The sequence below is a fragment of the Drouetiella sp. genome, from assembly GCF_059504425.1.
Window position 1 is genome coordinate 12631 of record NZ_JCACIN010000069.1, and the last position, 23533, is coordinate 36163.

25 protein-coding genes and 2 pseudogenes are annotated in these 23533 nt (G+C 47.0%); 6 read left to right on the forward strand and 21 right to left on the reverse strand.

All coding sequences use genetic code 11. The annotated features are described in order from the left end of the window. Window positions 1-37: 37 nt before the first annotated feature. The 5 genes from AC5JMP_RS16225 to AC5JMP_RS16245 are packed head-to-tail and all read right to left on the reverse strand — an operon-like array spanning window position 38 to window position 4729. Entirely contained in the window at window positions 38-913 is an 876-nt protein-coding gene (locus AC5JMP_RS16225; RefSeq protein ID WP_495852524.1) for an ABC transporter permease, read from the reverse strand. Window positions 914-966: 53 nt separating this feature from the next. Continuing rightward, window positions 967-1743: an ABC transporter ATP-binding protein gene (locus AC5JMP_RS16230; protein ID WP_495852525.1), complete on the reverse strand. Its 777-nt coding sequence runs from the start codon at window positions 1741-1743 to the stop codon at window positions 967-969. Between the two features lie 45 nt (window positions 1744-1788). Next, window positions 1789-2832: an ABC transporter substrate-binding protein gene (locus tag AC5JMP_RS16235; RefSeq protein ID WP_495852526.1), complete on the reverse strand. Its 1044-nt coding sequence runs from the start codon at window positions 2830-2832 to the stop codon at window positions 1789-1791. A gap of 17 nt (window positions 2833-2849) precedes the next feature. After that, window positions 2850-3923 carry an ABC transporter substrate-binding protein gene (locus AC5JMP_RS16240; RefSeq protein WP_495852527.1) on the reverse strand — a complete coding sequence of 358 codons (1074 nt, stop codon included), beginning with the start codon at window positions 3921-3923 and terminating at the stop codon, window positions 2850-2852. 44 nt (window positions 3924-3967) lie between these two features. Next, window positions 3968-4729, reverse strand: coding sequence for an SDR family NAD(P)-dependent oxidoreductase (locus AC5JMP_RS16245; protein WP_495852528.1), 762 nt, complete (start codon window positions 4727-4729; stop codon window positions 3968-3970). A gap of 638 nt (window positions 4730-5367) precedes the next feature. On the opposite strand from AC5JMP_RS16245, the gene AC5JMP_RS16250 reads away from it, so the two are divergent. The 3 genes from AC5JMP_RS16250 to AC5JMP_RS16260 all read left to right on the forward strand — a co-directional run bounded on the left by AC5JMP_RS16250 (window position 5368) and on the right by AC5JMP_RS16260 (window position 9388). Next, window positions 5368-6207, forward strand: a complete 840-nt coding sequence (locus tag AC5JMP_RS16250) for a polysaccharide deacetylase family protein (RefSeq protein ID WP_495852529.1) — start codon at window positions 5368-5370, stop codon at window positions 6205-6207. A 6-nt stretch (window positions 6208-6213) separates the two neighbouring features. Continuing rightward, complete coding sequence (locus AC5JMP_RS16255) at window positions 6214-7188, forward strand: fatty acid desaturase family protein (protein WP_495852547.1); 975 nt, start codon at window positions 6214-6216, stop codon at window positions 7186-7188. A gap of 61 nt (window positions 7189-7249) precedes the next feature. Continuing rightward, window positions 7250-9388 carry a molybdopterin-containing oxidoreductase family protein gene (locus AC5JMP_RS16260; RefSeq protein ID WP_495852530.1) on the forward strand — a complete coding sequence of 713 codons (2139 nt, stop codon included), beginning with the start codon at window positions 7250-7252 and terminating at the stop codon, window positions 9386-9388. Window positions 9389-9823: 435 nt separating this feature from the next. Here the strand turns inward: AC5JMP_RS16260 and AC5JMP_RS16265 are convergent, their stop codons facing one another. Together AC5JMP_RS16265 and AC5JMP_RS16270 are read right to left on the reverse strand one after the other, a co-directional pair. Further along, window positions 9824-10117: a transposase gene (locus tag AC5JMP_RS16265; RefSeq protein WP_495852531.1), complete on the reverse strand. Its 294-nt coding sequence runs from the start codon at window positions 10115-10117 to the stop codon at window positions 9824-9826. Window positions 10118-10238: 121 nt separating this feature from the next. Then, window positions 10239-11030, reverse strand: a complete 792-nt coding sequence (locus AC5JMP_RS16270; RefSeq protein WP_495852532.1) for a helix-turn-helix domain-containing protein — start codon at window positions 11028-11030, stop codon at window positions 10239-10241. A 216-nt stretch (window positions 11031-11246) separates the two neighbouring features. Here AC5JMP_RS16270 and AC5JMP_RS16275 point away from each other — a divergent pair, with 216 nt between their 5' ends. After that, complete coding sequence (locus AC5JMP_RS16275) at window positions 11247-11927, forward strand: isochorismatase family protein (RefSeq protein WP_495852533.1); 681 nt, start codon at window positions 11247-11249, stop codon at window positions 11925-11927. Window positions 11928-12202: 275 nt separating this feature from the next. Here the strand turns inward: AC5JMP_RS16275 and AC5JMP_RS16280 are convergent, their stop codons facing one another. From AC5JMP_RS16280 to AC5JMP_RS16295, 4 genes and pseudogenes are all read right to left on the reverse strand, one after another. Continuing rightward, window positions 12203-12388 (reverse strand): carbohydrate porin, encoded by a 186-nt coding sequence (locus AC5JMP_RS16280; RefSeq protein WP_495852534.1) that lies wholly within the window; start codon window positions 12386-12388, stop codon window positions 12203-12205. Window positions 12389-12661: 273 nt separating this feature from the next. Beyond that, entirely contained in the window at window positions 12662-13330 is a 669-nt protein-coding gene (locus AC5JMP_RS16285; RefSeq protein ID WP_495852535.1) for a glutathione S-transferase family protein, read from the reverse strand. Between the two features lie 14 nt (window positions 13331-13344). Next, window positions 13345-13479, reverse strand: coding sequence for a hypothetical protein (locus tag AC5JMP_RS16290; RefSeq protein WP_495852536.1), 135 nt, complete (start codon window positions 13477-13479; stop codon window positions 13345-13347). A gap of 4 nt (window positions 13480-13483) precedes the next feature. After that, a pseudogene (locus AC5JMP_RS16295) lies at window positions 13484-13744 on the reverse strand (flavin-nucleotide-binding protein); the annotation flags it as partial. Between the two features lie 65 nt (window positions 13745-13809). Here AC5JMP_RS16295 and AC5JMP_RS16300 point away from each other — a divergent pair. After that, window positions 13810-14686 (forward strand): IS630 family transposase gene (locus AC5JMP_RS16300; protein ID WP_495852537.1). Its coding sequence is split into 2 segments (ribosomal slippage): window positions 13810-14139 and window positions 14141-14686, totalling 876 coding nucleotides; the frame shifts between segments, so codons are not numbered across the junction. Here AC5JMP_RS16300 and AC5JMP_RS16305 read toward each other — a convergent pair. The 10 genes and pseudogenes from AC5JMP_RS16305 to AC5JMP_RS16350 all read right to left on the reverse strand — a co-directional run bounded on the left by AC5JMP_RS16305 (window position 14667) and on the right by AC5JMP_RS16350 (window position 22424). Further along, window positions 14667-15425 (reverse strand): flavin-nucleotide-binding protein, encoded by a 759-nt coding sequence (locus AC5JMP_RS16305; protein ID WP_495852538.1) that lies wholly within the window; start codon window positions 15423-15425, stop codon window positions 14667-14669. The two genes, AC5JMP_RS16300 and AC5JMP_RS16305, sit on opposite strands and share 20 nt — an antisense overlap. 72 nt (window positions 15426-15497) lie before the next feature. Beyond that, window positions 15498-15659, reverse strand: a pseudogene (locus AC5JMP_RS16310) (glutathione S-transferase family protein); the annotation flags it as partial. Between the two features lie 7 nt (window positions 15660-15666). Next, window positions 15667-16122, reverse strand: coding sequence for a DMT family transporter (locus AC5JMP_RS16315; RefSeq protein WP_495852539.1), 456 nt, complete (start codon window positions 16120-16122; stop codon window positions 15667-15669). Between the two features lie 68 nt (window positions 16123-16190). Continuing rightward, entirely contained in the window at window positions 16191-16838 is a 648-nt protein-coding gene (locus AC5JMP_RS16320) for an NADPH-dependent F420 reductase (RefSeq protein WP_495849721.1), read from the reverse strand. 22 nt (window positions 16839-16860) lie between these two features. Next, the gene (locus AC5JMP_RS16325) at window positions 16861-17439 is read right to left on the reverse strand and encodes an antibiotic biosynthesis monooxygenase (protein WP_495852540.1); all 579 of its coding nucleotides are present in this window, start codon (window positions 17437-17439) and stop codon (window positions 16861-16863) included. Between the two features lie 27 nt (window positions 17440-17466). Further along, window positions 17467-19026: an iron uptake porin gene (locus AC5JMP_RS16330; protein WP_495852541.1), complete on the reverse strand. Its 1560-nt coding sequence runs from the start codon at window positions 19024-19026 to the stop codon at window positions 17467-17469. A 40-nt stretch (window positions 19027-19066) separates the two neighbouring features. Continuing rightward, the gene (locus tag AC5JMP_RS16335; protein WP_495852542.1) at window positions 19067-19690 is read right to left on the reverse strand and encodes an FMN-dependent NADH-azoreductase; all 624 of its coding nucleotides are present in this window, start codon (window positions 19688-19690) and stop codon (window positions 19067-19069) included. A gap of 162 nt (window positions 19691-19852) precedes the next feature. Further along, window positions 19853-20521, reverse strand: coding sequence for an isochorismate family cysteine hydrolase YcaC (gene ycaC / locus AC5JMP_RS16340; RefSeq protein ID WP_495852543.1), 669 nt, complete (start codon window positions 20519-20521; stop codon window positions 19853-19855). A gap of 331 nt (window positions 20522-20852) precedes the next feature. Next, window positions 20853-21578 (reverse strand): alpha/beta fold hydrolase, encoded by a 726-nt coding sequence (locus tag AC5JMP_RS16345; RefSeq protein ID WP_495852544.1) that lies wholly within the window; start codon window positions 21576-21578, stop codon window positions 20853-20855. 177 nt (window positions 21579-21755) lie between these two features. Beyond that, complete coding sequence (locus tag AC5JMP_RS16350; protein ID WP_495852545.1) at window positions 21756-22424, reverse strand: pirin family protein; 669 nt, start codon at window positions 22422-22424, stop codon at window positions 21756-21758. 129 nt (window positions 22425-22553) lie between these two features. On the opposite strand from AC5JMP_RS16350, the gene AC5JMP_RS16355 reads away from it, so the two are divergent. After that, window positions 22554-23450, forward strand: coding sequence for a LysR family transcriptional regulator (locus AC5JMP_RS16355; protein WP_495852546.1), 897 nt, complete (start codon window positions 22554-22556; stop codon window positions 23448-23450). Window positions 23451-23533 lie beyond the last annotated feature (83 nt).

Genomic DNA, 23533 nt, shown 5'->3' on the forward strand with positions numbered 1-23533 from the left:
GATGTGTAGGCTAAACGCAATTTAGATTGACTGGCTTTTAGGCTTTATTAACTGCCCAAGGAACAGCCAGCCTAAAAATTAGCTTAAAGATAAAGTCAATTCCTAAGCCAATCACACCGATAAGGATGATACCCACAAAAATCTCATCAGTTTTGAGAAAGCGTTGAGCCATCATGATCATGTTTCCTAGTCCTGAATTAGCTCCAATTAATTCTGCCACGACCACAAAATTCCAGGCTCCTGCAATATTAATCCGTAGGGTGTCGATAATATTGGGAAGCGTAGCCGGAAAAATCACATTGAAAAATGTATCTTTACGGCTCGCACCTAACATATAAGCGGCTCTGAGGAAATCAGATGGGATGAATTTTACTGCATCTGCAATCATTAATGTGTTGTAGAAGAAACTGCCCAAAAATATAATTGCGATCTTTGAAGGTTCACCCAAACCGATCCAAAGAATGATGAGGGGAATAAAGGCAGCAGCAGGCATATAACGTAGCAGCGCTACAATCGGCTCAAGGAGTCCCTCCATGCTCTTGAAGGTGCCAATTAACAGCCCCAATGGGACGCTGATCAATGCAGAGATCAAAAAGCCCCAACCTACCCTAGAGACACTCGCCGCGATGTCATGAATTAGATCCCCGCTCTGCAACAGGTTAAAAAACTGCTGAATTACTGCGGTTGGAGTGGGTAGAAACAGCGGCTCTACAAAACCACCATAGGTCAACACTGACCAACTCAACAGCGGTACTAGCATTGATACAGCGACCATTGTATAGTAGAGCCGTTTCGGAATATCACTGCGAATTTTCCAGAACACAGAGCGGGTTTTGCGCGACAAAGTTGTTCGCCTACCCTGTTTAGGTTCAGACTTTAAGGAGGTCAGCGCTTGTGGAGATTGAGTTTTCATCGGTTAAGAGCTGAGAAAGCCGAGATCGAGACTGATTTTGGGCGTGGAGATCGTCAAACTGCTGCTAAGATTTCATCTCGAATCAGGTGCAGAACATCTTGACGTTTGCGCTGAAAAGGTTCGGTTCCTTTGATAGACAAATCTCGATGTTCATCAAATCCTAGATTGACCTCTGCTTTGAGTTCACCAGGGTGCGAAGACAGCACATAAATTCGCTGCGACAAAAATACGGCTTCTTCGACATCGTGCGTCACCATTAGAATTGTCTTCTGAGTTTGCCGCCAGAGTTGCAGCATGAACTCCTGCAAAACTTCCTTGGTCTGAGCATCCAACGCGCCAAAAGGTTCATCCATTAAGAGAACATCTGGCTCGTTGGCTAAAGCACGGGCGATCGCTACTCGCTGTTTCATGCCACCCGAAAGCGTCCTCGGCAGCGCATCAGCGAATCGCGTCAAGCCAACAATCTCTAGGTAGTATTTCATACGCTGCTGTCGCTCAGCAGATGGGATCTTTTGCATCTTCATCCCAAACTCAACGTTTTGAGCAACTGTGAGCCAGGGATACAGCGTGTAGTTTTGGAATACCATGCCTCGGTTTGTGCCAGGACCATCGATTGGTTCCCCTTCTAGCAAAATTTCTCCAGATGTCGGCTCTTCTAACCCAGCGATAATATTGAGCAGGGTAGATTTACCACAGCCAGATGCTCCAACGACGCAAACAAATTCGTTGCGATAAAGGGTAAAGTTAATGTTCTTGAGGGCAAGTATTGAACCCTGTTTGCCCGGAAAGCTTTTGCAGAGATCATGGATAATCAGTTGAGGATGGTTCATGGAGTTTAAGGCATGGTAGATTGGCAAATACAAAATCGTGAAAAATTATCCTTTCAAGTAATGTTCAACAAATTTGCGATCAATATAGGGTTCGATGGAGTTCGGCTGACTAGAAATCAGTTTTTCTCCTAACATAAACTCTCCAATGGCTTGTGATGCATGAACTACAGATTCCATGGTGTCTCCCGGCTTAAACGCTTTGAGACATTCCTCTGGGGTTAACCACTTAAACCCTTCGAGGATAGTATTGTATTCTTCTAAAGAAACGCCTGCTTGCTTCGCCTCAATGGACAACACCTCGCTTAGATGAGCCTTTCGATATTCTAAGGTTTGATACCAAACTTTTATCAATGCTTGCACTGCTTCGGGCTTCTCGTTCAACACTCGCTCATGAATTACCAGCGGGTCAGGAATAATTCCCGGTATATCTTTGCTCGAAAAGATCACTTTGCCTTTGCCTGATTGCACAGCTTGGCTGACAAATGGTTCATAAGAATAAGCACTATCGGTTTTTCCTGCAATTAAAGCTGCGGTTGCGGCATCGGCAGCTTGGTTAACGATTTCAACTTGGTTAGCTGATACACCCCCTTGTTCCAGAGCTTTGAGAAATAGCATGTGTCCAACTGTGCCAATTTCTACAGATGCTCGCTTGCCAACAAGGTCTTTGATAGAGTTGATGGAAGGTGCAGCTAAAATCGCATCAGCGCCTAAAGAGATATCAGTAATCGCCAAAATCTTTGTTTTTAACCCACCTGCCAAACCAGTTAAAAAGTCAGATAGTGTCATGCCTGCAACATCTAGCCTTCCAGCGTTAAACGCATTGAGTTGGTCTGATAGCACTGGAAACCAAGTCAATTCAGCATTTAAGTTATTGGCTTTAAAGAATTCCCTTTCCTGCGCCACCTTCCAAGGCATAAAACCAGCCCATAAATTCATTCCAATCTGAAGGGTTTGGGTTTGGGATCCTTGCTGTGAGGCAGACTGTCTGCCACAACTTGCCGTAGCGATCGCTGCTACCACTGACAGAGAAGCAGAGCGTAGCAATGAACGACGGGTCAATGCAGTTGAAAACGGTAAACGATCAGGCATAGAGACAACTCCTAAAGTTAGGCTGGATTGCGGGATACATAATCTTTCATAAAGCGATCGTCAATTAACGTCTCAGTTGTAGGAGGCGACGTTTGAAGCAGCTTTTGCTCTAGCATGAAGTCAGCAACGACTTTACCTGCGTAGATCAACGATCGCGTGGTATTACCCGGTTTGAAGGTTTCTAGGGTTTGCTCAGGAGTCAACCAATCCAGTCCCTTTTGTAAAGTTGCATAGTCTTCAACCGACACCTGTGCTCGCTTTGCCTCGATCGCATAGGCAGCGTCTTGATTCTTGCTGCGAAAATCCAGAACTTGATGCCACACGTCAACCAGTTTTTGTACCTCTGATTCTCGATTGTCAAGTAATGACTGATGAGCGACAACCGTATCTGCTAGCAATCCAGGAACATCCTTACTTGAAAAGATGACTTTCCCTTTACTACTTTTCAAAAGTTGCGTGATGAACGGATCGTAGGAATATGCCACATCCAATTTTCCAGCAATAATGGCGCTAACGGCCGCATCTGCCGCCATATTTACCATCGGTACAGACTGCGGGTCAATTTCGTTTTTAGCTAGCGCCTGTAGAAACAGTAGATGTCCAATAGTAGCGATTTCAATTCCTGCTTGCTTTCCAACAAAATCTTGAACTGAGTTGATTGAGTTGGAAGCAACGATCGCATCTGCACCCGCGGAAACATCCGGCATCAAAATAACCTTACTAGAAACTCCATTGGCATTGCTCAAGAACAAGTCGTTTAACGTCAGGTTAGCAATATCAATCTTGCCAGCATTAAAGGCAGTGATCTGATCCCCGAGCACCTGAAACCATGTAATTTCAGCATTCACGCCGCTCGCCTTGAGAAAGCCCTGATCCTCAGCGATTTGCCAGGGAATTGCACCAGGCCACAAGTTTAATCCCAGACGAATGGGTGAACTAGATGAGTTGGAAGAACCAACTTCACTGGGTGAATTAGACGGGCTACTAGACGAATCAGTTTGAGTTTGATTACAGCTAGCAGCTAAAAATGCGGCTCCCGCTGCTAAAGTAGAAGAACGAATAAATGAGCGTCGTGAAAATAGATTAGGCACGGCCTTAACCTCATTATGGTGAATGGAATAGTAGTCAAAAATCTTTAGACAGTTGTGCGCCCACCATCAGCAACGATCGCCGCGCCATGTACAAATTCGGCATCGTCACTAGCGAGAAACAAAGCAACTTTTGCAATATCTTCGGGTACACCTAATCGTCCGACTGGAATTGATTGAATAGTTGCAGCTCTTTCAGCGTCTGGGTTAGCCGCAAGCTCAAACTCAGCATTTAGCATCGGAGTTTTGATAGGACCTGGACAAACGGCATTAATCCGAATTCCTTTAGAAGCCCATTCCACAGATAAAGCGCGAGTGAATGCTAAAACTCCGCCTTTGGTGGCGCAGTAAGCACTGTAGAGCGGTTGACCAACAATCGCTAACTCAGATGCCGTGTTAATAATGACACCACCCCCCTGCTGCACCATGTAAGGAATCGCGTGCTTACAGCCAAAGAACATGCCTTTAAGATTGACTCCAAACAGAAAATCCCAATCCGCTTCAGTAGTTTCTGTGATGGGCTTAAGAACGGAAACACCTGCATTATTGTGCAGAACGTTCAACTGACCAAAATGTTCAACAACCATTGCAATTGTTTGTGCAACCTGTTGTTCTTGAGTAACATCCAAAGCAACTGCCCGACCGTTACCCCCTGATTGTTCAATCAGGTGCTGCGTTTTTTCCGCTGCTTGTAGATTGCGATCGGCTGCAATCACGATCGATCCCTCACTAGCAAACTTTAAAGCAGTGGCTTGTCCAATTCCAGATCCCGCCCCAGTAATTAAGCTGATTTTATTCTTTAATCTCACAGCTTTACCTCAGAAGCTCTTATCAGTGATGAGCATAGACTGGAGAATTAAAGCAAATTGTGATAGCAGATACACAAATTTAATGTTTTTGCTAAATCCAGATAAACAAGTCTTAAACGATTCTTTTTTCGGATTTTTGTTTAACAAAAATCTCATGATTTATGAATCTACTAGCCTAAAACATCAGAAATCGTTAATCTATAAAAATTCATAATTTAATAAAATCATGGAATCGTGTTTTGCTGAGAACCCATTACCGTATAGGTTTTGAAGCTTCAGATTGAATGTTGTCTTGTGATGCACTTAAACCTGCCTAAGATTTAAGGCGAAGTTGAGGCGCTCGTTCAACAGTTGCATGTAAAGGCTCAAAGAGCCTCACAGTTAACCTGCGCCAATCCAGGAATACAGAATTTGCAAGGCTATCAAAGTGCTCATAAAACAACAGGTTCTTCTCTGCCTGACTCCGGATTTAGGAGCTTTTACATCCGTAGATTAGTTTGTAGCGTAAGTAACGAATTATCATCTTGACATCTCATAGGTTAGCAATGGCATTCACTACTTCCTTCGTAAAATTCAATCGATCGCTTTTAGTGAATTTGCCAGGTGCACAGTTTTTTAGTTAAGTCAGGAGTTTTGTCATGCCATTTGCTTGGTCTAAAGGAATTCGTTGTGCGGCTGTCCTAAGTTTTGATGTTGATGGAGAGTCTGGGATGCTGCAATCTGATCCCAAAAATAAAGATCGACTTTCCGTGATGTCTTGGGCGCGTTACGGTCCTAAAGTCGGTGTGCCTCGTATTCTAGATATGCTTCGGGTAAAAGGCGTAAAAGCAACTTTTTTCGTTCCAGGTTATACGGCAGAGTTGTATCCCCATTTAGTTAAGCGGATTTACGATGAAGGTCATGAAATTGGGGCACATGGCTATCTCCATGAGCCTGTTTCCACTCTTAACCCGATCGAGGAAGAAGCTGCGTTAGTTCGCACCTGCGCCATTCTAGAGCAGATTACAGGTCGCAAACCTGTCGGCTATCGTGCTCCGCTTTGGGAGGTTAATCCTGGCTCTGCTGCACTTCTAGCACGTCATGGACTGCTCTACGACTCTTCGTTGATGGACGACGATCGCCCCTACACTTTTTCAACCGAAGCAGGAGATCTAGTGCAGATCCCAGTTCATTGGACGAACGATGACTGGGAGCAGTTCGCATTCCTCTATGAACCCCGTGTAGGCAGCGGTGTGATTGAAAGTTGTGAAAAAGCGCTTCAAGTCTGGAAAGAAGAGTTTGACGGCATGTATCACTACGGCGGCGCGTTCGTGCTGACCATGCACCCAGAAATAATTGGTCGTCCAGCACGGGTGCTGATGCTAGAACAATTGATTGATCATATCCGATCGCATGAAGGTGTTTGGCTGACAACCTGTGAGGAGGTTGCAAAATATCAATCTAGCCAAAAACCCAGTTTAGTCAGTGCAGAGGCATAGCAAGTGATGAAATCAGCTCGGTTCAAAAACGTTGGAGCGATCGCTTATACCCTGAGCATATACTGCCTCGGTGTGGTCTTGATTGTACTTCAATCCTGGCAACTTAATGTCTTAGGTGTTGTTTTGTTGATTCACGCGTTCCTGCTAACTGCTACCTTCACGCATGAATTCATTCATGGCAATATCTTCAAAGACCGCAAGTGGAATGCTTTTTGGGGACAGGTCATGACCCATATGAATGGAGCCTGCTATGCCACATGGGATGCTTTAGTCGAGCACCATTTCAATCACCATTTGCACCACGCTGATTTTGTTGGATTCGATATCCTGAAGTATCTCAACACAATGAATCCTCTGCTGCGGTTGGTGTATGTGATCCTTGAGTGGCTTTACTTCCCTATCCTTGAGTTTGAGATGCGTTGGCGAGTCATTTTAGCGCCCTTTTTTGAACCAGCCAAGCGATCGCTAGTTTGGCGAACCTTCGCATTCATGCTCTACCGAACTGCTGCTTTTGCGCTTCTTGCCTGGGTTTCCTGGAAAGGTCTATTGCTCTATTTTTTGGCTTACGTCTCATTCGTGAACATCATGCGCTTTGCAGATGCCTTTCACCATACTTATGATTACGCCATTGTGGGGCAAGACTTTCCGAAGCGCGATCGAGTCTATGAACAGGAGCATACATTCTCTAATCTAGTTTCATTCAAGTATCCCTGGCTTAATCTACTGTTTCTCAACTTTGGTTATCACAACGCGCATCATCACAATATGAGTGTGCCTTGGCATGAGCTGCCAGAATTACATCAGAAACTGTATAGCGAAAAGGGCGGTGGGCTTCTGCCTTTACCTCGACTCGTGAGTAACTATCATCGCTTTCGCTTATATCGGTTATTTTCTGGGCAGGGCGATGCAATCCTGGAGTCGGAGTCAGCCCTGGATTCATTTACTGGAGGTGTAGCTGTCTCGTTCTTAACTCCCCCATAAAGTACTGTAGTCAGCCTGATTACTTTTAATGCGATCACCTAGCTAATGAGAGTATCGCTTTATGACAATTGCACCGAACTCAGGTGAAGATGAGCACAGGGTTTTAGGAGCCTGTCCTCATGATTGTCCCGACACTTGCTCCATGATCACGACCGTTCAAAACGGACAGGCAATTGATGTGCGCGGTAATCCTGACCATCCGTTCACACGCGGTACTCTTTGTGGCAAAGTCGATAAGTTTCTCGATCGCGTCTATAGTCCCGATCGAGTGCTGTATCCCTTACGCCGATCGGGTGTAAAAGGCAGTGGACAGTTTGAGCGCATCAGTTGGGATGAGGCACTCAAGGAGATTGGCGACCGCTTTCAGAGCATCATTGCTAAGTATGGTGCAGAAGCCATCATGCCTTATTGCTTCTCTGGGCATCAAGGAATTCTTAACGGCTTAATGGTTAGCGATGCGTTTTTCAATCGGTTGGGGGCAACGATCGCGGAAAAGACGTTGTGCAGCTCTGGCTGCGCCACTGCATTTGAACTGTCTTGTGGTTTGACCTACGGACTTGATCCAGAAGCCTTCGTTGAGTCTAAGTACATTGTGCTTTGGGCATCCAATGTCATTACCACCAACATCCACCTGTGGCATTTCATCACCGAGGCGCGGAAGCGTGGGGCAAAGCTTGTCGTCATTGATCCGATTCGCACCCGCACTGCTCGCCAAGCGGATTGGCATCTTGCCCCTCGCCCTGGAACCGATGCAGCATTGGCGCTAGGAATGATCAACATTATCATTCAAGAAAATCTTGCAGATGCTGACTATATTGAGAAATACTCAGTGGGCTATGCCGAACTGAAAGCAAGAGCGAGTGAATTTCCAGTCGATCGCGTCTCGCAAATCACAGGGATTTCAGTAGAAGATATTCAAACCCTGGCACAGGACTATGCCAAAATTCAGCCTTCAGTCATTCGTCTTGGCGTAGCCCTAGAACGGCAAACAGGAGGTGGTAACGCAATTCGGGCAATCTGCTGCCTGCCTGCTCTAGTTGGAGCTTGGCGTAAACTAGGGGGTGGGCTAGTACAAGCGACGCTATGGCCGTTTCCGCTGAATTTTGATGTCATTCAGCGTCCAGACTTCATTCGACCGAAAACACGAATTGTTAATCAGTGGCATCTGGGTAGGGCGTTGACTGGAGAAATGGAGTTAGACCCGCCTATTCAAGCGCTATTTGTCTGCAACAGCAACCCGCTTTTGTCTGCTGCTGACCAGGACAAAATGGTTGCTGGTCTATCGCGCGAAGAACTGTTCACAGTCGTAAGTGAACAGTTCTTCACTGACACAGCTAGTTTCGCAGATATCATTCTGCCAGCCGCAACTCAAATTGAACAGCTTGAGATCATGTTCTCTTGGGGACATTTGTATTTGACTTATAATTCTCCTGCTATTCAGCCTTTGGGAGAAGCGGTTTCTAACACAGAGCTATTTCGCCGCCTTGCTGCCGCAATGGGATTTACGGATGACTGCTTTCAGCTCAGCGATGAACAGATGGTGCAAGAGTTTTTAGACTGGAGTGCACCCGTTATGGAGGGAATTAGCCTTGAGCGCCTACAACAGCAAGGGTATGCCAAGCTCAAGTTGAGTCAGTCTCCCCATGCAGAGGGTAATTTCCCAACGCCTTCTGGAAAAATGGAGTTCGTTTCCTCATTGGCTCAGAACGGCGATTTTGTAATTCCTTCTTTACGACAAGGGTTAACCGATCGACAGTCAGGTGAGGTAGTCGATCGAGTGCCAAATTACATCCCTCCTGCCGAGTCCGTCCTGAGCAACCCAAACTTAGCGGCGCGATATCCTCTCAGCTTATTATCAATCAAGCCGCATTCATTTCTCAATTCTAGTTATGGCAACTTGCCTAAGCATCTTAAGCTCGAAGGTTCTCTCAAAATATTAATTCATCCTCAAGATGCTGAAGCGCGAGGAATTGTTCACAAACAATGTGTTCGAGTGTTCAACGAACGAGGCGATTTTCAAGCGATTGCCCATATCACCGACGACGTTCAACTTGGAGTAGTGGCTTCTCCATTGGGACAATGGCGGAGACTCAGTCCTATATCCAAAACTCTAGCGGCTCTGGTGGCAACCACCTATTCAGATCTAGGCAAGGCAGGTGCCGTTTCCGACACATTAGTAGAAGTTATAGTGGTTGTATAACATCCTACATGGCTCAAAACTGTCAGATCTGAATACTCAAAGCGTGGCTTTTTTGCAACTTTTCATCATTGCAAGCTTTTCCCTTCCTATCTTCAATTAGATGACTTGAAAGAGTTCTTGCAATTCATTCACTCGTTTAACAAATTGTTCCCGTTGCTTTGATAGAGACACCAACTCTGTTATTTTTGCTTTGGGTCGCAAAAACTGCTTCACTTCATCTAAACGCTTGACAAAATCGTTTCGCACTCTCAATCGCTCCAAAATCAAGCATCAGATAGTAACGTTGCTTGATCCTTCAATGACTCTGTTCGATCGGGTTTCCTAAACACCCTCTAACTGGAGTGGGTATCAAAAGCCAGTAAACTCGTTAGCTATTTTCTCTTTCGCTTACGAAATTTCGCCATTTGAGGGCTTAATCCAGTCAGCTTTGCCGCCCTAGTTTTTTTTAACCTGTTCTCGGGCTTGTTCATGTAACACGCTCATGAGTTGTTCAAACACTCCTGCGGCTCGCCAGTGCTTGTAGTGCCAGTAGACAGTCGAGTAAGGAGGAAAATCTCTCGGCAAGTCACACCAATTGCAGCCATTTTTCAGTTGATAGAGTATTCCATTGACGATTTCTCGTTTTGTCCAGTTGGAGGGACGTGTTTGTTTCTTCTTCGGTAAGATTTCAAGCAACAGGGGTTCAAAGATTTTCCATTCTGTATCAGTGAGATTGCTGGAATAGGGCATGGCATCTAAACTAGGTAAGTTAGAGCACCTAATTCCTATTCTAAAAGATCTCAAACAGGCTCTATACCGGGAACAAAGTAGTCGAATCCGAACGGGTGGATCTTCAGTGCTGGAGCGCTAGCTAGTTGAAATCTTGGCGATATTGGCTGGGTGTGCTCCCCAAAATTTTGGAAAAACTAGTTGTGAAGTGTGATTGGCTGGAGAAGCCTGTCTCTTGAGCAATCTCTGCAAGCGACTTTCTACGATCTCTAAGTAAAATCTTAGCTCTCTCAATTCTTTGCTGAATCACGAACTGATGAACCGACTGACCAACAGTACGCTTGAAGATGGTACATAGGTGATTGACACTCATATTGGAAGCAGAAGCGATCGCTGCCAAAGGCAAGTCCTCGCCCAAGTGAGACTCAATGAAATCGATCGCATAAGCAACACGGGTATCATCAGGTTTTGACAACGCTGTCTTTTCTGCAACTTTTGCAGTTGAGTAATGCGTAACCAAATACATAGCTAGGCTGCGAGTCAAAGCATCGATGTAAGTTTTGCCATGCGGTGAACCCGTTTCTAGTTCAGATAACAATTCTGTTGCCAAGGCAGACAGAAGAGGCACGGATGTTACATCGTGTTTTATTAAACAGACAGAATCTGGATCGCCTTTAACGAGATCCTTACTGACCTCTCTGATCAACAGGGGTGAGATAAACAGATTTGCCGCAGCAAGAGGGCTGAGCCATCGCCAGTGGTGTGAACAACCTGCGGGTATAATCGCAACATCACCTTGACGCAGAACCATTGACTTAAGACGCTGATTATTCAGATTTTCATACTGAGTCTTGGGTAGTAGACTTACAAACAGAAGGTTTTCAGCCAGTCCAGGAACATCGATTTCACCGGGTAGGAGCGAGTGTTTCAGCAAGATGATGTCTTGCCAGCCTGCTACTTCGCTGCTTTGCTCTGGAGCATATGGAACTTGATGGATAAATTGCCGAATCGAGACCAGATTTGAAGCTTGCATAACGTGAGTCATTTACAAAATCTCACTGCTCGTAATCATATTTTTTTGAAAGACAAAGATTTTGCTTAACCGTAAACTCTGATCTGAAGTACTTTAATCCATCAGATATTGACCAGTATGACAAGTCGTAATCCCTTCGAAGAGCCATTGACACCCGATAATGCTGCAATGCTCTTGATCGACCATCAAGTAGGTCTCTTCCAATTTCTTCCCTCAGTTGAGCCGCTGAAACTGAAGAACAACATCATTGCGCTCGCAAAAGTTGCTAAACGTTTTAACTTGCCAACGCTGCTGACTACTAGTTGGTTTCAAGGTCCCAACGGACCGACCATGCCAGAGTTGGTTGAACTGTTTCCTGAGCACGAAATTATTGAACGCGACACCGTAAAATTTTGGGATCATGCCCCTTCTGCGGAAGCAGTTGAAAAGATGAATCGCAAGAAGTTGATCATTGCTGCGCTAGACACCACCACTTGTCTAGCTTTTGCTGCAATTTACGGTGTCCAGCGAGGCTATGATGTTTACGCAGTAATAGATGCTTCTTCAACCTTTGATGAGTTGAATCAACAAGCTGCGATGATGAGAATGTCTGCCGCTGGTGTTGTGGTAACAACCTGGATTCCCGTGCTGGCTGAACTTGCCAATAACACAGTTAAGAATGGGGTTCATATTGCTGATTTACTGGCTGAACACACGGGCAGCTATCACGGTGCTTGGAGTAACTATACTGCGACTGCTAAAACAGCGGATCTAGTGCAATCACAGTTGAATGAAGCAAGAAAAGCATTGAATTTGTAGAACATTGTGGTGGTGAGCGGCGTAATTGAACCGAGGAGAGCATTCAACTCTCCTCGACCGCAGCACAGGGTTCACAATAGGTAGTTTGGGGGCGGTCTAGACGTGTTGTTGCGTTCTGTAGAAAGCCTACCTAGTTGCACCTCTGGTTCTAGCAATATCTTTGAAACACCACCAACTTCTGTGGCTTTAGCAGTTGCTCTTACTATGCCAAAGCCAGCAACCATACCAATCAGCATGAGTGGGATGTAATTAATAAACATCAGTTGCCTCGGTTATTAGAACATGAACGTGGCGCGGATTGTACCAATGTAGAGCGTGTCATGATTACAATCATGTTCAGGATTGGTGATGACTAGTAGTTCTGGTGTGATGGAAATGTAGTCATTAATTTGAAAGCGGTAAGAGGTTTGGATATTGAGCGTCTCTGGGATTGGTTCATACTGTTTGACATCTCGGTTCAATCAAAGCAAGAAACATAGCACCTCATAACTTTTCTCAATCTCTTGATGAGGCTCATTCCGTTGCGCGGACGGCAGAAGTGCCACGCAAAAGTAATAGGTTCAGCCAGTTGCAACCCGTAAGATTACGCTTGTAAGCTACCAACTTACTGTACTACTGAGTCCAAGCATTATGTAGTATGTTTTTTGACTGATTTACCCCACTTATCGATGCAGTCTTGAAGTCTACAAAGTCCTTAACGTTGTTTTCGGTCCAATTGCTACGGGAATGCCTTGCTAGGCAGTAACTAACATGGAGAGATGAGAATTGCGGTTTTTTAGGAACGCTAGCAGTCGTTCTGGATAGTCAGCGGCAACAGCCGTTTGAATAGAGGAGCGGGCTTGTAGCGATCGCCGCCACTGGCTTACCTGGGGCGTATCTGTAAAAAAGCCGCTGTTTGGAATGGTTTCTAATACATCGAAATAGCGAAAGATGGGTCCATAGACGGCATCCACGAGTGAGAACATTTCTCCACCAAAATAAGGATGCGCTGTGAGATTTTGTTCTAACCAGACAAACTTATCAACTAACTCCTGCCGTTTCTGTTCAAATGCATCTGCATTAGGCGCATTGTAGAATCCAGCAATCGTATTGAGGACACTGGAGCCAAACTCAATCCATGACCGATGCTTGGCTTTCTCAAGTGGATCAGCCGGATGTAGCGAACCAGGTGTAATTTCATCGAGATATTCGCAGATCACCGCTGATTCAAACAACACATCATCACCAACACGCAGCACAGGCACCTTTCCTAAAGGCGAAAGTTGCCGAAACCAAGCGGGTTTGTTTGCCAGGTCAATATAGGTGCGATCGTGAGGAATATTTTTTTCGACCAATGTGATTACTGCCCGCTGCACGTAGGGACAGAGGTGATGACTCACCAGTTCAAGTTTAGGCATTGACATGAGAGGATCCTCTTTTATAGAAACCGCAGACTCGGCGCGATCGTCAAGACTGGGTGTATCGACATGAGCATGAAGGCAACACTGGCATTGGGCAAGGACTCTGTGTAAACGTGAGCGCTGGCAGGGCCTTTAGCTTTGACTAACAGCATTTTGTCAAGAGCCAGTGCGATTATCTGTTAGAGAGGCTACGCCAACGAGAAAGGGTGAAAAATTAGGAGCCGACCAGCGCAGAGGCAAGCTGCCCTCCACGCGATACCCAGCCGAGAGATGAAAGCGGAGTAGCCGCTCTGCACCTTCAAAAGACTGGATTTCATCGCCATCCCAAATTACCTCAGCCGTGCCCGTCAGGTACATCAAGCTGCCGCGATCGAAATCTATAAACAGTAGACCCGCGTGAGGATTTAGCAGCAAATTATAGCCGTAGCCAACTAAGTTAGGACGTAAACTATAAGAATTCCCATAGATTCCATCCTAGTGCAATGGCTCAACCCTACAGTGATGATTTCCGGCAAAAGGTGATGGAAGCGATTGAGTTGAACGGCTTTAAGAAAAGTGAGGTGAGCCAAATGTTCAATATCAGTCGCAATACGATTAACTTATGGTTCCAGCGTCGAGCCGAAACAGGGGATGTTAAACCCAAGCCGAGACCAACCTCCTCTCCAACAGCCAAAATCACCGATTGGGAGAAGTTTCAAAACTTTGTCAAAGAGCATGGGGATAAAACCCAGAGCGAAATGGCAGAGTTATGGGAGGGGGAGATCAGTCAACGAACCCTTTCGCGGGCATTGGAGAAGATTGGGCATAGCCGTAAAAAAAACATACGGATATAGCCAACGCGATGAAGCTAAGCGGGCAGACTTTATAGCGCAACTGGAAGACGCTAAAGCGCCTCACTTGATCTATGTGGATGAATCGGGCAGGGATGAACGCGATAATTATGGCTACGGGTACTCTCCAGTGGGGGAACGCTTCTACGACCTCAAATCGGGTCGGCGGCAGGGGCGGGTGAATATGATCGCTGGGTACCGTAATGGTCAACTGATTGCCCCTTTTACGATCGAGGGAGCCTGTAACCGGACTGTGTTTGAAACCTGGCTCGAAACCTGCTTGATTCCAGTGCTACAACCGGGTGAGTGGGTGATTGTCGATAATGCGACGTTTCATCATGGCGGTCGCATTGCCCAATTGATTAAACAGGCAGGGTGCAAACTCGTTTACCTGCCTCCCTATTCGCCAGACCTCAATCGGATTGAAAAGTGTTGGGCTTGGCTGAAGAGTCGCATTCGCAAACTCTTACGCGACTCCGATAATCTGCGCGATGCGATGGAATCCGTTCTCAAACAAGCAGCGTCTTAATGAAGGTGGCTACGGCTATACTAAACGTATTGAAGTGAAAGTTGCCAACAAAATCGGGAATTGTTAGCGTGTGAGCATCATTCATCCGCACAAATCCCGGTTTGCCGCCACGGTGCGACACATCCACGCCTTTGGCAGCACCTGCCTCCTTTTCCTGAAACACCGTGGCAATGAAGAATGTGTCAGCCGCAGCGATGATGGTACGTTCAGGTTCACCCAACGATTTGACTTCATGAATCGGTTGAGGAGTCGTTAGATCAGATGAATTTAACTCAAACATCCGAGCTTGAATGTACTGGGGGCAGTTGCCGAAACTTTGACCCACTTGCACAGTAAAACCATTGGTATCAATCGCTGTAACAGTTCCATTCATCCGGTTGCGCAGGCGAGTGTGCAGTTCAATCCCCAGTAAACCAATGTTAACTCCTTCGGCGAGAGTCATTGATAAAGGATCGCCAATTAGAGGCTTGCTGGCAATCTGTAACATGCGATCGTTGGGCGAAGAGACAAAGCCGGGTTCCCCCACCAGCATCGAAGCCCAGGGACGACCCGACGCATCCACCGTACCCACAAGCAGGTAAGGCAGTTGGCTGTAAAACTGCTGATGCTGCTGAGGCAGATAATCGCGAACGACTCGCCGCGCCTGCTTGTCCATTTGAGATTGAACACCCAAGCGGGCTTGAATTGCCAATTCACCCGCGTGAAACGGTGATTCTATGTATGACCAACCTGGTGCCATAACGAGACTCCTCGCTGCGCTCAGCAGCATGTCGCAGTATGTTTAGTCAGAGTAATCGCCCTCAAGAACTTTCTACAGTCCTGCCATTGGAATGTAACCTGGCAATTGCTTAACTCGTTCAATCCATGTCAGTACATGAGAATAAGTATCGAGATTGATCTTGCCACCCCGCACCAGCGCCACATAGGGAAAGACAGCAATATCGGCAATAGTTGGACGGTCGAACTCTAGCCATCGTGGTTTATTTTTTAGCATAGGCAACAAAAGAAACTCCAATCATCACCAATACAACTCCAGCAATGCGTAAAGGGTTGGCTGAAACTTTCGTCAGTCCAATCACACCGTAGTGATCGAGAAAAAGCGCACAAATCATCTGACCCGCGATCGTCAGTGCTAGCGTGAGCGCCGTACCAATCTTTGCGGCCGCGAAGATAGTTGACCAGACATACAGCGTTCCGAGACAGCCGCCGAGCCACATCCACCAAGATGTTTGTGAGATCGCGGCTGTAGCAGGTAAGGGATAACGCGCAAACCAGCAGATGGCAAGAGAGGCGAGTGTACCAGCGAGGTAAGAGATAAATGTCACCTGCATCGGCTGCCCCACATATCGCCTCAGCAGAGCATTGAGAGCAACCTGAACGGGCAACACTGCGCCTCCCATCAGGGTCGCAATGAAGTAGATGCTTTTGTCATTCATAGAATTCTCTTGAGTTTCAATACTGATGGACTATGATCGCGATCGCAACGGTGACACCAGATTGACCGCTAACGTCGCAAGATCTTCAAGCCAGTATTGGGAAATAAGCCAGTGACTACCGCTGTTTGCACCCAGATAGAAGCCAAAGCTTCAATCGATCTCGCCTTAATTAATCCACCTGCATCGATCGCGTCATAGCCGCACTCTTCAATCAAACCAGCAGTGATCGCTTTGGCATCAGCATCATCACCGCAGTACGGCAAACTGGGGCGTTCCGTCCCAAACTGGCGTGAGTCAGCTTGGAGCAGTTCAGCAAAGGTGAGGTTAAACGCCTCAACCACTTTCGCACCGGGCGCGAGTTGGGCAATCTGCTCAGCGACTGAAGACGTAAGTTCGGTTGGTAATCCCAACGTTTGCCCCTGAAAATCCGGTCTTAGACCACTGACGCAGGTGATCAGCACTTTGCCCTCTAGCGACCCCACTGCTTTGAGTGCATCTTCTAAAACCGCATATTGCACCGTCAGCATAATAACCTCTCCAAACCGGGCGGCTTCGGCGGTTGTTCCGGTGCGGGCGTTGCTTCCTGCTGACTCGGCGATCGCGTCAAGCTTTTTCAGATCACGGGAATAGCTGAACATCACTTGATGCCCTTGCCTCGCCCAAAGCTTGCCGATCGCGCTGCCCATGTTGCCAGAACCAATCATGCCAATATTCATATTTTTTCTCCTCGCCGTGTAATTAGAAATTAGGATACAGCCAGCGTTGGAATAGCTGGGTCAGGCGAGGCATAATCACATAGGTAAGAAGGGCAACCACCAATCCCGTTGTGAGCAGTTGATTGAGCAAGATTGGTAGGTTGGACAGAATCGGAGCGAGTAATCGACTGACAACAGTCAGGGTAACGAAGACTCCCATCCAAGTCACGATCGCCATCTTGTAGCGAGGGGGCGGAGATTTGAGCGGCTGATTAGGTAGACTAAACCAGGTTTCCAATCCGGTGAGAGTTTGAATGGACTCTGGCTGTTCAATCAGGGGTTGTAATCGTTCAATCCATTCGTGCCGAACATCGGACTCTAGCCAGGTTTTAAGGTTGTCGTAGCGATCGAACTTGAGGATCACTACATACTCAGGATGGGAATGATCTTGGGGTCGAATCGTGCTGACACCCAAATGACCCTTAAATTTTCGGGCATCGGCGGCGATGCCATGAAACCACTCTTCGTAGCCTTGTTCTCGCCCAGGACGAACGACATGAGAGATAATTGCCGTGACTTGAGAGTCTTCATCTGTGCCGATGGTTAAAGATTCTTCCAACATCGAATTTGTCCCTCTTGATTGTCATGTTCAAAATAGAAAAACGGTTCTAATCGTGCCCGTGACGATCGTGCCGTTTGCATCTTGATTTCCGGCATTTGTGATCACCTGAATCGTAGGCGTGATGCGAATATTGTCATTAATAGAAAAGTTATAAAATGCTTCAAAATTGGTTTGAGTCGCGTTGCCAATCTCAGAGGCAATGATCGGTTGACCGGCAGCAATGCCTGCGATCGCCCCTTGTTTAAACAAGTCGGGAAAAGAAACGCCAGCCATCCAGTAATTCAGAGTGGCATCATCAAACGCCGTGTTGCGATAGGTGCCGACTCCATACCTACCAAAAACAGCGATTCCAGTCGTGAGGCGAGCTTCTGCATTTGCGCCAAACACATCAAAGCGATTGTCAAATACTTCTCCACCACTGTATTGCAAGCGAACCGCCACGTTACGGGAAGGAGCATATTCAGCTTCAACTGTGCCTTGATAGGTATCACCAAACAAGCCTCGATCGCCCAGTGCTGCTGGATTCGTAACGCTGGTGGGATATAAAACTCGTGTGAAAGAAGACGTGCCTCGAATGGGTTGTCCACTACCAGGATTGGCAGCATCGGCGGCAGCATACAAAGCACGCAGGCTGAAGTCCCCCAGGTTCCAGTCGATCGCTGCTCCGGCACTGGGGCCGTTGACTGGAAACAGAATAAAATTGTTGACCAGTGCCAGGGTGCTGAAGTCCCGAAAGCTGGCGTTGGCGTAGCTGTTGCGATCGACGTAATCGGCGGTGCGAATACTGGGCCCGATGGAGACACTCAAATTCTGTAACGGTTGAAAGGTGTAATAGATTCGACTAATGCCAAAATCATCATTGCTAGGCGGTTTCACCGAGTAATCTAACACGCTGCCAAAGTTTGGCTCTAAAACACCCGTAACATTGTCGTTTGCCCCATTACTGCCCGTGTCAATCCGAATTTTAAGTAAGTCGGTGCCGGTGAAACTGGTATTCAAGTCGAGGGAAACTCGATAGAGAACCGTTGGGTTCAAGTCCTGATCAGCCAATACTCTTCCCGCAGGATCAACAATACTCTCTCCCGCAAAACCACCGCCATTGACGGAGAAAAGAACTTGTCCTGTAAGTTTGGTGGTAGTCGAAAATTGTTGAGCTTCTAAGGTTGCAGTTTGAGCTTCAAGGGTGTCTACTCGTCCTCGCAGCGTTGCCAGTTCGGTGGTGAATTCCTCCTGAAGGCGTTGCAAGGTTTGCAAATCTTCGGGTTGAACGAACTCTGCTGATGCGCTGGCAAGTAGCTGATTGATACGCTCGATGCAGGCATTTAACCCCGCCGCAAACTCGTAGCGGGTAAGCGATCGCTGCCCTCGAAAGGTTTGGTCAGGGTAGCCAGCCATGCAGCCATAACGTTCAGACAGCGATTGCAGTGCCCCAAATGCCCAATCAGTCGGTTGCAGATCTGCAAGCTGGCTCACAGATGTCGCCTGACCACTCATCGTCTCCTGAGCAGCTGCTTCAGGCAAAGTGAATGGAACGAGAAACAGTCCGCTGATTGAAGAGAACAAAATAAACCGAGAGGAACCTTTCATGTAAAGCAATCACTCATAAACAAAACAGAACTGCCAGAAACTACCCAACCGCAACAGCGCGATGGATTGCGGTTTTTGCTGCTGCCAAAGACTGCTGGCGGACATCGTCACCACCCATCAAATTGTCGGCATGAATCACCTCCACATCGGTGATACCCATGAAGCCGAAAATCAGGCGGAGGTAGGATTCCTGCATATCGTAGGCAAAGTAAGGCGTATCTTTAGGGTAAGAACCGCCCCGTGCCGTGATTATTAATACCTTTTTGTCCCGCACTAAACCCTTGTAACTGCCATCGGCTTCGACACTAAAGGTACGACCGGCGCGCACAATTTGGTCGAGGTAGGCTTTAAAGCTGGCAGGAATGCTGAAGTTGTACATAGGAACGGCAAACACATAGCGATCGGCTGCCAAAAACTCATCCACAAGCTCATTTGAGGGACGAATGGCAGCAGCTTGTTCGGGCGTATGTTGGTCAGGTGCAGAGTAAGCGGCAGCAATCCAGGGTTCATCAATTAGGGGAACGGGATGATGTCCTACATCGCGATAGGCCACGGTATCACTGGGATGTGCCGCTTTCCAGCTGGTGATGAATTCTTTTGAGAGGGTGCGGGAGATCGAGCGATCGCCACGCGGGCTGGCGTCAAGATGAAGAATATGAGTCATGTAATTAGCTTCAGAGTGCGAAATAGTTTAGAGGAGACGAAGACTTGCAATCAGTCACGTAAGAGATATCAAAAATACACTCCACGTGACTGGCAGTGAGGTGCTTGTCTTCGCTAGGCTTCAAGGAAAACTGGTAACCTAACGGAGACAAAGTTAACTCGGTTACGCACTAGTTAAAGCAGGTGCTTTTTCAGGACTTGGAGATGCACCATTCTGGGCGACTGCATAGCTAGTCATTAGATTCTTGTAGTCAGGAATATATCCTGCCAGAAGGTTGCCCAATCCCTCAACGTCGTTGCGCCAATCGCGGTGTAGTTCACACGCAACGCTAAACCAGTTGACCAATTGAACACCCGCACTCGACATCCGATTCCAGGCAGCGTGGCGACAAACTTCATCGAAGGTGCCAGACGCATCAGTCACCACAAAAACGTCATAGCCAGCTTCGACTGCTGATAGAGCGCAAAATGCGACACAAACATCCGTCACGATGCCAGCAATGATTAGTTGCTTCTTGCCCGTTGCTTCTACGGCTTTAACAAAATCCTCATTATCCCAGGCGTTAATCTGTCCAGGGCGAGCAATGTAGGGAGCGTCTGGAAACATATTCTTGATCTCCGGCAGCAGAGGACCGTTTGGACCTTGCTCAAAGCTGGTAGCTAAAATGGTGGGTAGGTTAAAAAACTTGGCTGTACCAGCAAGTGCGAGCACATTGTTCTTGAAATCGCTCGCACTAAAGTCCTTGACCAATGAGAAAAGCCCTGTTTGGTGATCGACCAGTAAAGCCGCAGCGTTGTTCTTGTCGAGACGGTTGTACTTAAAAGTAGACATAGGAAGTTTCCTCATTAAAGTGGTTCATGGTCTGTTGCAGCATGGAATAAGGGATAAGAGGTTATCTTCCCTGCCATACTCTTTGTCATATCAGCGGAGACAAAGACTGTGTGTTTGTGAGAGAGGATTCGCTCGCTAATCCTCCGATTCAACCTTCTACAAACAAATCTGTTTAGAGCGTCATGCTTTATGCTTACTCTTTGTACGCTATCAGCCTCTGCCATTTATGTTGAGTGGCACAGTAGATGGATGCTATGACCGATGTCTTATTTAGTCTGAGGATAGTCAGGCAGTAGAGTCCATCGGCAGGTTATTTCGCCATCAGTGAACGTCATAATGTGGTCAGGAATTCTACAAGCTGCTGTGGGTTCGCAGCAAAGGGAGAATGGCTGGTCGCCATTGTCAGAACTTTTTGACAGGGTAAGGCGGCATACATCTTCTGCTGAATGATGTGAGGCACAGTATTGTCCCGAGTTGTTTCAATGTAGAAGCGCTTTTCAGCATATTGTTTGGCATCAGCATGCACTGTCAATGGTGTAGCCAAAGGGGCGATCGCCTGTTCCCGCATCTTGGCTTGAATCACTGCCACATCAGTATCACTACAATCAGCGCAAAAGACCTCTTTCACCCCATCAGGGTTAACGCTGGCAGCTTCAGGTGACGTTTGCACCCAGTTTGCAAACAGTTTGGAACCTGCGTGTTCCGGTTCCTGAGTTTTACCATACAGTGACTCACCCGCTTGTAATAGGTAAGCACTGATGTAAACGAGTTTTTCTACACGATCGGGAACCACCTCATTCGCCTGGGAAATGACAATGCCGCCCATGCTGTGCCCCACCAAAATTACAGGTTGTGCCTGCGCGTTGATGGTTTCCACCACTCTATCGGTATAACCTTGCAACGTGACTTGTGCAATCGGCGTTTGATCAGCACCACTGCCCGGCAGATCTAGTACAACAACGTCATGCCCTGCGGCAGTCAGCAGCGGTTTGACCTGATCCCAACACCAAGCGCCGAGCCATGCACCATGTACTAATACAAACGTTTTGTTTGACATTGCGTTTAAGCTCCTATTGCATCATTCAGCGGTCAAGTAAGTTAAATGTCGAGCAACGATTAAGGTCAAGTAAGTTGAATGTCGAGCAACGATTAACGTCTCGATAGAAAGTAGCACGGGTAACTATTTATTACCGAATAGATACTAATGGAGGTATGTGCACTGCCACCCCAGATACTATGCCGCCATGTCAAACAGCAACACTTCAGCAATATCAGACGCACCTTGCAGCGTTATCTGTGATTCCTGAGCGATCGCAGCCCCATCACCAGCGGTCAGCGTTTGACCATTCAGTTCAACGGCACACCGCGCCACTTGCAACCAGGCAACTCGTCCATTGGCAAAGGTATGGCTGATGGCATTATCCTCGTTCAACGCGGCAGCGTAAAGGTCAACATTTTGGTGAACCGTAATGGAGCTATCACGACCATCACGAGAACCAACTAGACGAAGTTTCTCAGCGTCAGTAAAGATTTTCTGTTCTGGCAAAATCCAGATTTGTAAGAAATGGACTAGCTTGGTTTGGGAAGCATTGTACTCGCTGTGCTGAATGCCCGCGCTAGCAGACATCCGCTGCACATCTCCAGGACGAATCACTGAACCTGTACCGATGCTGTCTTTGTATCCTAAAGCCCCTTCTGACACATAGGAAATGATTTCCATATTGCGGTGCCCGTGAGTACTGAAGCCTTGTCCAGAAGTTACTTTGTCTTCATTAATCACACGCAAGTCAGCGAAGCCCATGTGATTGAGATTGTAATACTTACCAAAGGAGAAAGTGTGACGACTATCGAGCCAACCAAAATTAGCAGTGCCACGATCCTGAGCTGGTTGGATTGCAATCATATCTCGTAATTCCGAGTGGGTGGGAGCAATTTGTTTTAGCAACATCGCTATTATGAGTTGAACTGAAATAAAAAACAATGTGCTATTTTGCGCACAGACTGTCTCTAAAAAATCTACAATGCTTCGCCAATGGATAAGTTTGAAAGTATTCGTGCCTTTACCCAAGTTGTGATTTCGGGTGGTTTTGCAGCAGCAGCGCGGGACATGGGAATATCACGATCGGTCGTCAACAAACTGGTGATTGCCCTGGAAAATGAACTGGGAGTGCAGTTGTTGCATCGCAGTACGCGGGTAGTGACTCCGACGGAGAGCGGGTTAGCGTTTCATGAGCGGTGCCTGGAGATTTTGACAAGCCTAGAGGAAGCAGAGCGATCGCTGACCCAACTGCAAGCAGAACCGAGAGGTAGACTAAAAGTGAATGCGCCGATGACATTCGGCACAATGCATTTGGCTCCTGCTCTTGCTGACTTTGTCGTACAGTATCCTAATCTTCAGGTACAACTGACGCTAAACGATCGCTTTATTGATCCGATCGAAGAAGGGTTCGATGTCACGGTGCGAATTGCCAAACCCCAGGAGACTGCGAGTTTAATTCTGCATCCGTTAACCGCAGCTCCACAATCACTTTGTGCCGCTCCCAGCTATTTAGAAAGACATGGAACTCCCAATCACCCGGATGAATTGCAGCACCATTCTTGTTTGCACTACGGTCAACTTGCGGTAGAAGATCAGTGGATATTAATTGGATCAGAGGGAGAACAGACAATTTCGGTGAATGGAGTGTTGTGTTCTAATAACGGCGAAGTCCTGAGGGATGCAGCTGTTCGTGGGTTGGGGATTACGCTACTGCCGACATTTATTGTCGAGCAGGAATTGCAACAAGGGACGCTGCAAATTGTGTTGCCCAACTATCATCCACCTGAACTTTCGATTTCGGTGATCTATCCGGTCAATCGTCATCTATCAACCAAGGTGCGGTTACTGGTTGATTTCCTTCAGAAACAGTTTGGTGAGCAATCGAATTGAACTCTGTAGGTCAAGATGACGTTGAGCCGATATAGCGCTACGAGAACGAGTTAGGACATTATTGTAGAGGTAGAGAAGCGTTC

Excerpts from the sequence above, each read along its gene's own strand:
- AC5JMP_RS16265 (WP_495852531.1), bottom strand. The coding sequence starts at position 10,117 with ATGCCCTATTCCAGCAATCTCACTGATACAGAATGGAAAATCTTTGAA.
- AC5JMP_RS16355 (WP_495852546.1), top strand. The coding sequence starts at position 22,554 with ATGGATAAGTTTGAAAGTATTCGTGCCTTTACCCAAGTTGTGATTTCG.
- AC5JMP_RS16345 (WP_495852544.1), bottom strand. The coding sequence starts at position 21,578 with ATGTCAAACAAAACGTTTGTATTAGTACATGGTGCATGGCTCGGCGCT.
- AC5JMP_RS16250 (WP_495852529.1), top strand. The coding sequence starts at position 5,368 with ATGCCATTTGCTTGGTCTAAAGGAATTCGTTGTGCGGCTGTCCTAAGT.
- AC5JMP_RS16290 (WP_495852536.1), bottom strand. The coding sequence starts at position 13,479 with ATGCTGTTAGTCAAAGCTAAAGGCCCTGCCAGCGCTCACGTTTACACA.
- AC5JMP_RS16260 (WP_495852530.1), top strand. The coding sequence starts at position 7,250 with ATGACAATTGCACCGAACTCAGGTGAAGATGAGCACAGGGTTTTAGGA.
- AC5JMP_RS16305 (WP_495852538.1), bottom strand. The coding sequence starts at position 15,425 with ATGGCACCAGGTTGGTCATACATAGAATCACCGTTTCACGCGGGTGAA.
- AC5JMP_RS16320 (WP_495849721.1), bottom strand. The coding sequence starts at position 16,838 with ATGAATATTGGCATGATTGGTTCTGGCAACATGGGCAGCGCGATCGGC.
- ycaC (WP_495852543.1), bottom strand. The coding sequence starts at position 20,521 with ATGTCTACTTTTAAGTACAACCGTCTCGACAAGAACAACGCTGCGGCT.
- AC5JMP_RS16275 (WP_495852533.1), top strand. The coding sequence starts at position 11,247 with ATGACAAGTCGTAATCCCTTCGAAGAGCCATTGACACCCGATAATGCT.
- AC5JMP_RS16255 (WP_495852547.1), top strand. The coding sequence starts at position 6,214 with ATGAAATCAGCTCGGTTCAAAAACGTTGGAGCGATCGCTTATACCCTG.
- AC5JMP_RS16330 (WP_495852541.1), bottom strand. The coding sequence starts at position 19,026 with ATGAAAGGTTCCTCTCGGTTTATTTTGTTCTCTTCAATCAGCGGACTG.
- AC5JMP_RS16235 (WP_495852526.1), bottom strand. The coding sequence starts at position 2,832 with ATGCCTGATCGTTTACCGTTTTCAACTGCATTGACCCGTCGTTCATTG.
- AC5JMP_RS16230 (WP_495852525.1), bottom strand. The coding sequence starts at position 1,743 with ATGAACCATCCTCAACTGATTATCCATGATCTCTGCAAAAGCTTTCCG.
- AC5JMP_RS16335 (WP_495852542.1), bottom strand. The coding sequence starts at position 19,690 with ATGACTCATATTCTTCATCTTGACGCCAGCCCGCGTGGCGATCGCTCG.
- AC5JMP_RS16315 (WP_495852539.1), bottom strand. The coding sequence starts at position 16,122 with ATGAATGACAAAAGCATCTACTTCATTGCGACCCTGATGGGAGGCGCA.
- AC5JMP_RS16285 (WP_495852535.1), bottom strand. The coding sequence starts at position 13,330 with ATGTCAATGCCTAAACTTGAACTGGTGAGTCATCACCTCTGTCCCTAC.
- AC5JMP_RS16350 (WP_495852545.1), bottom strand. The coding sequence starts at position 22,424 with ATGATTGCAATCCAACCAGCTCAGGATCGTGGCACTGCTAATTTTGGT.
- AC5JMP_RS16325 (WP_495852540.1), bottom strand. The coding sequence starts at position 17,439 with ATGTTGGAAGAATCTTTAACCATCGGCACAGATGAAGACTCTCAAGTC.
- AC5JMP_RS16225 (WP_495852524.1), bottom strand. The coding sequence starts at position 913 with ATGAAAACTCAATCTCCACAAGCGCTGACCTCCTTAAAGTCTGAACCT.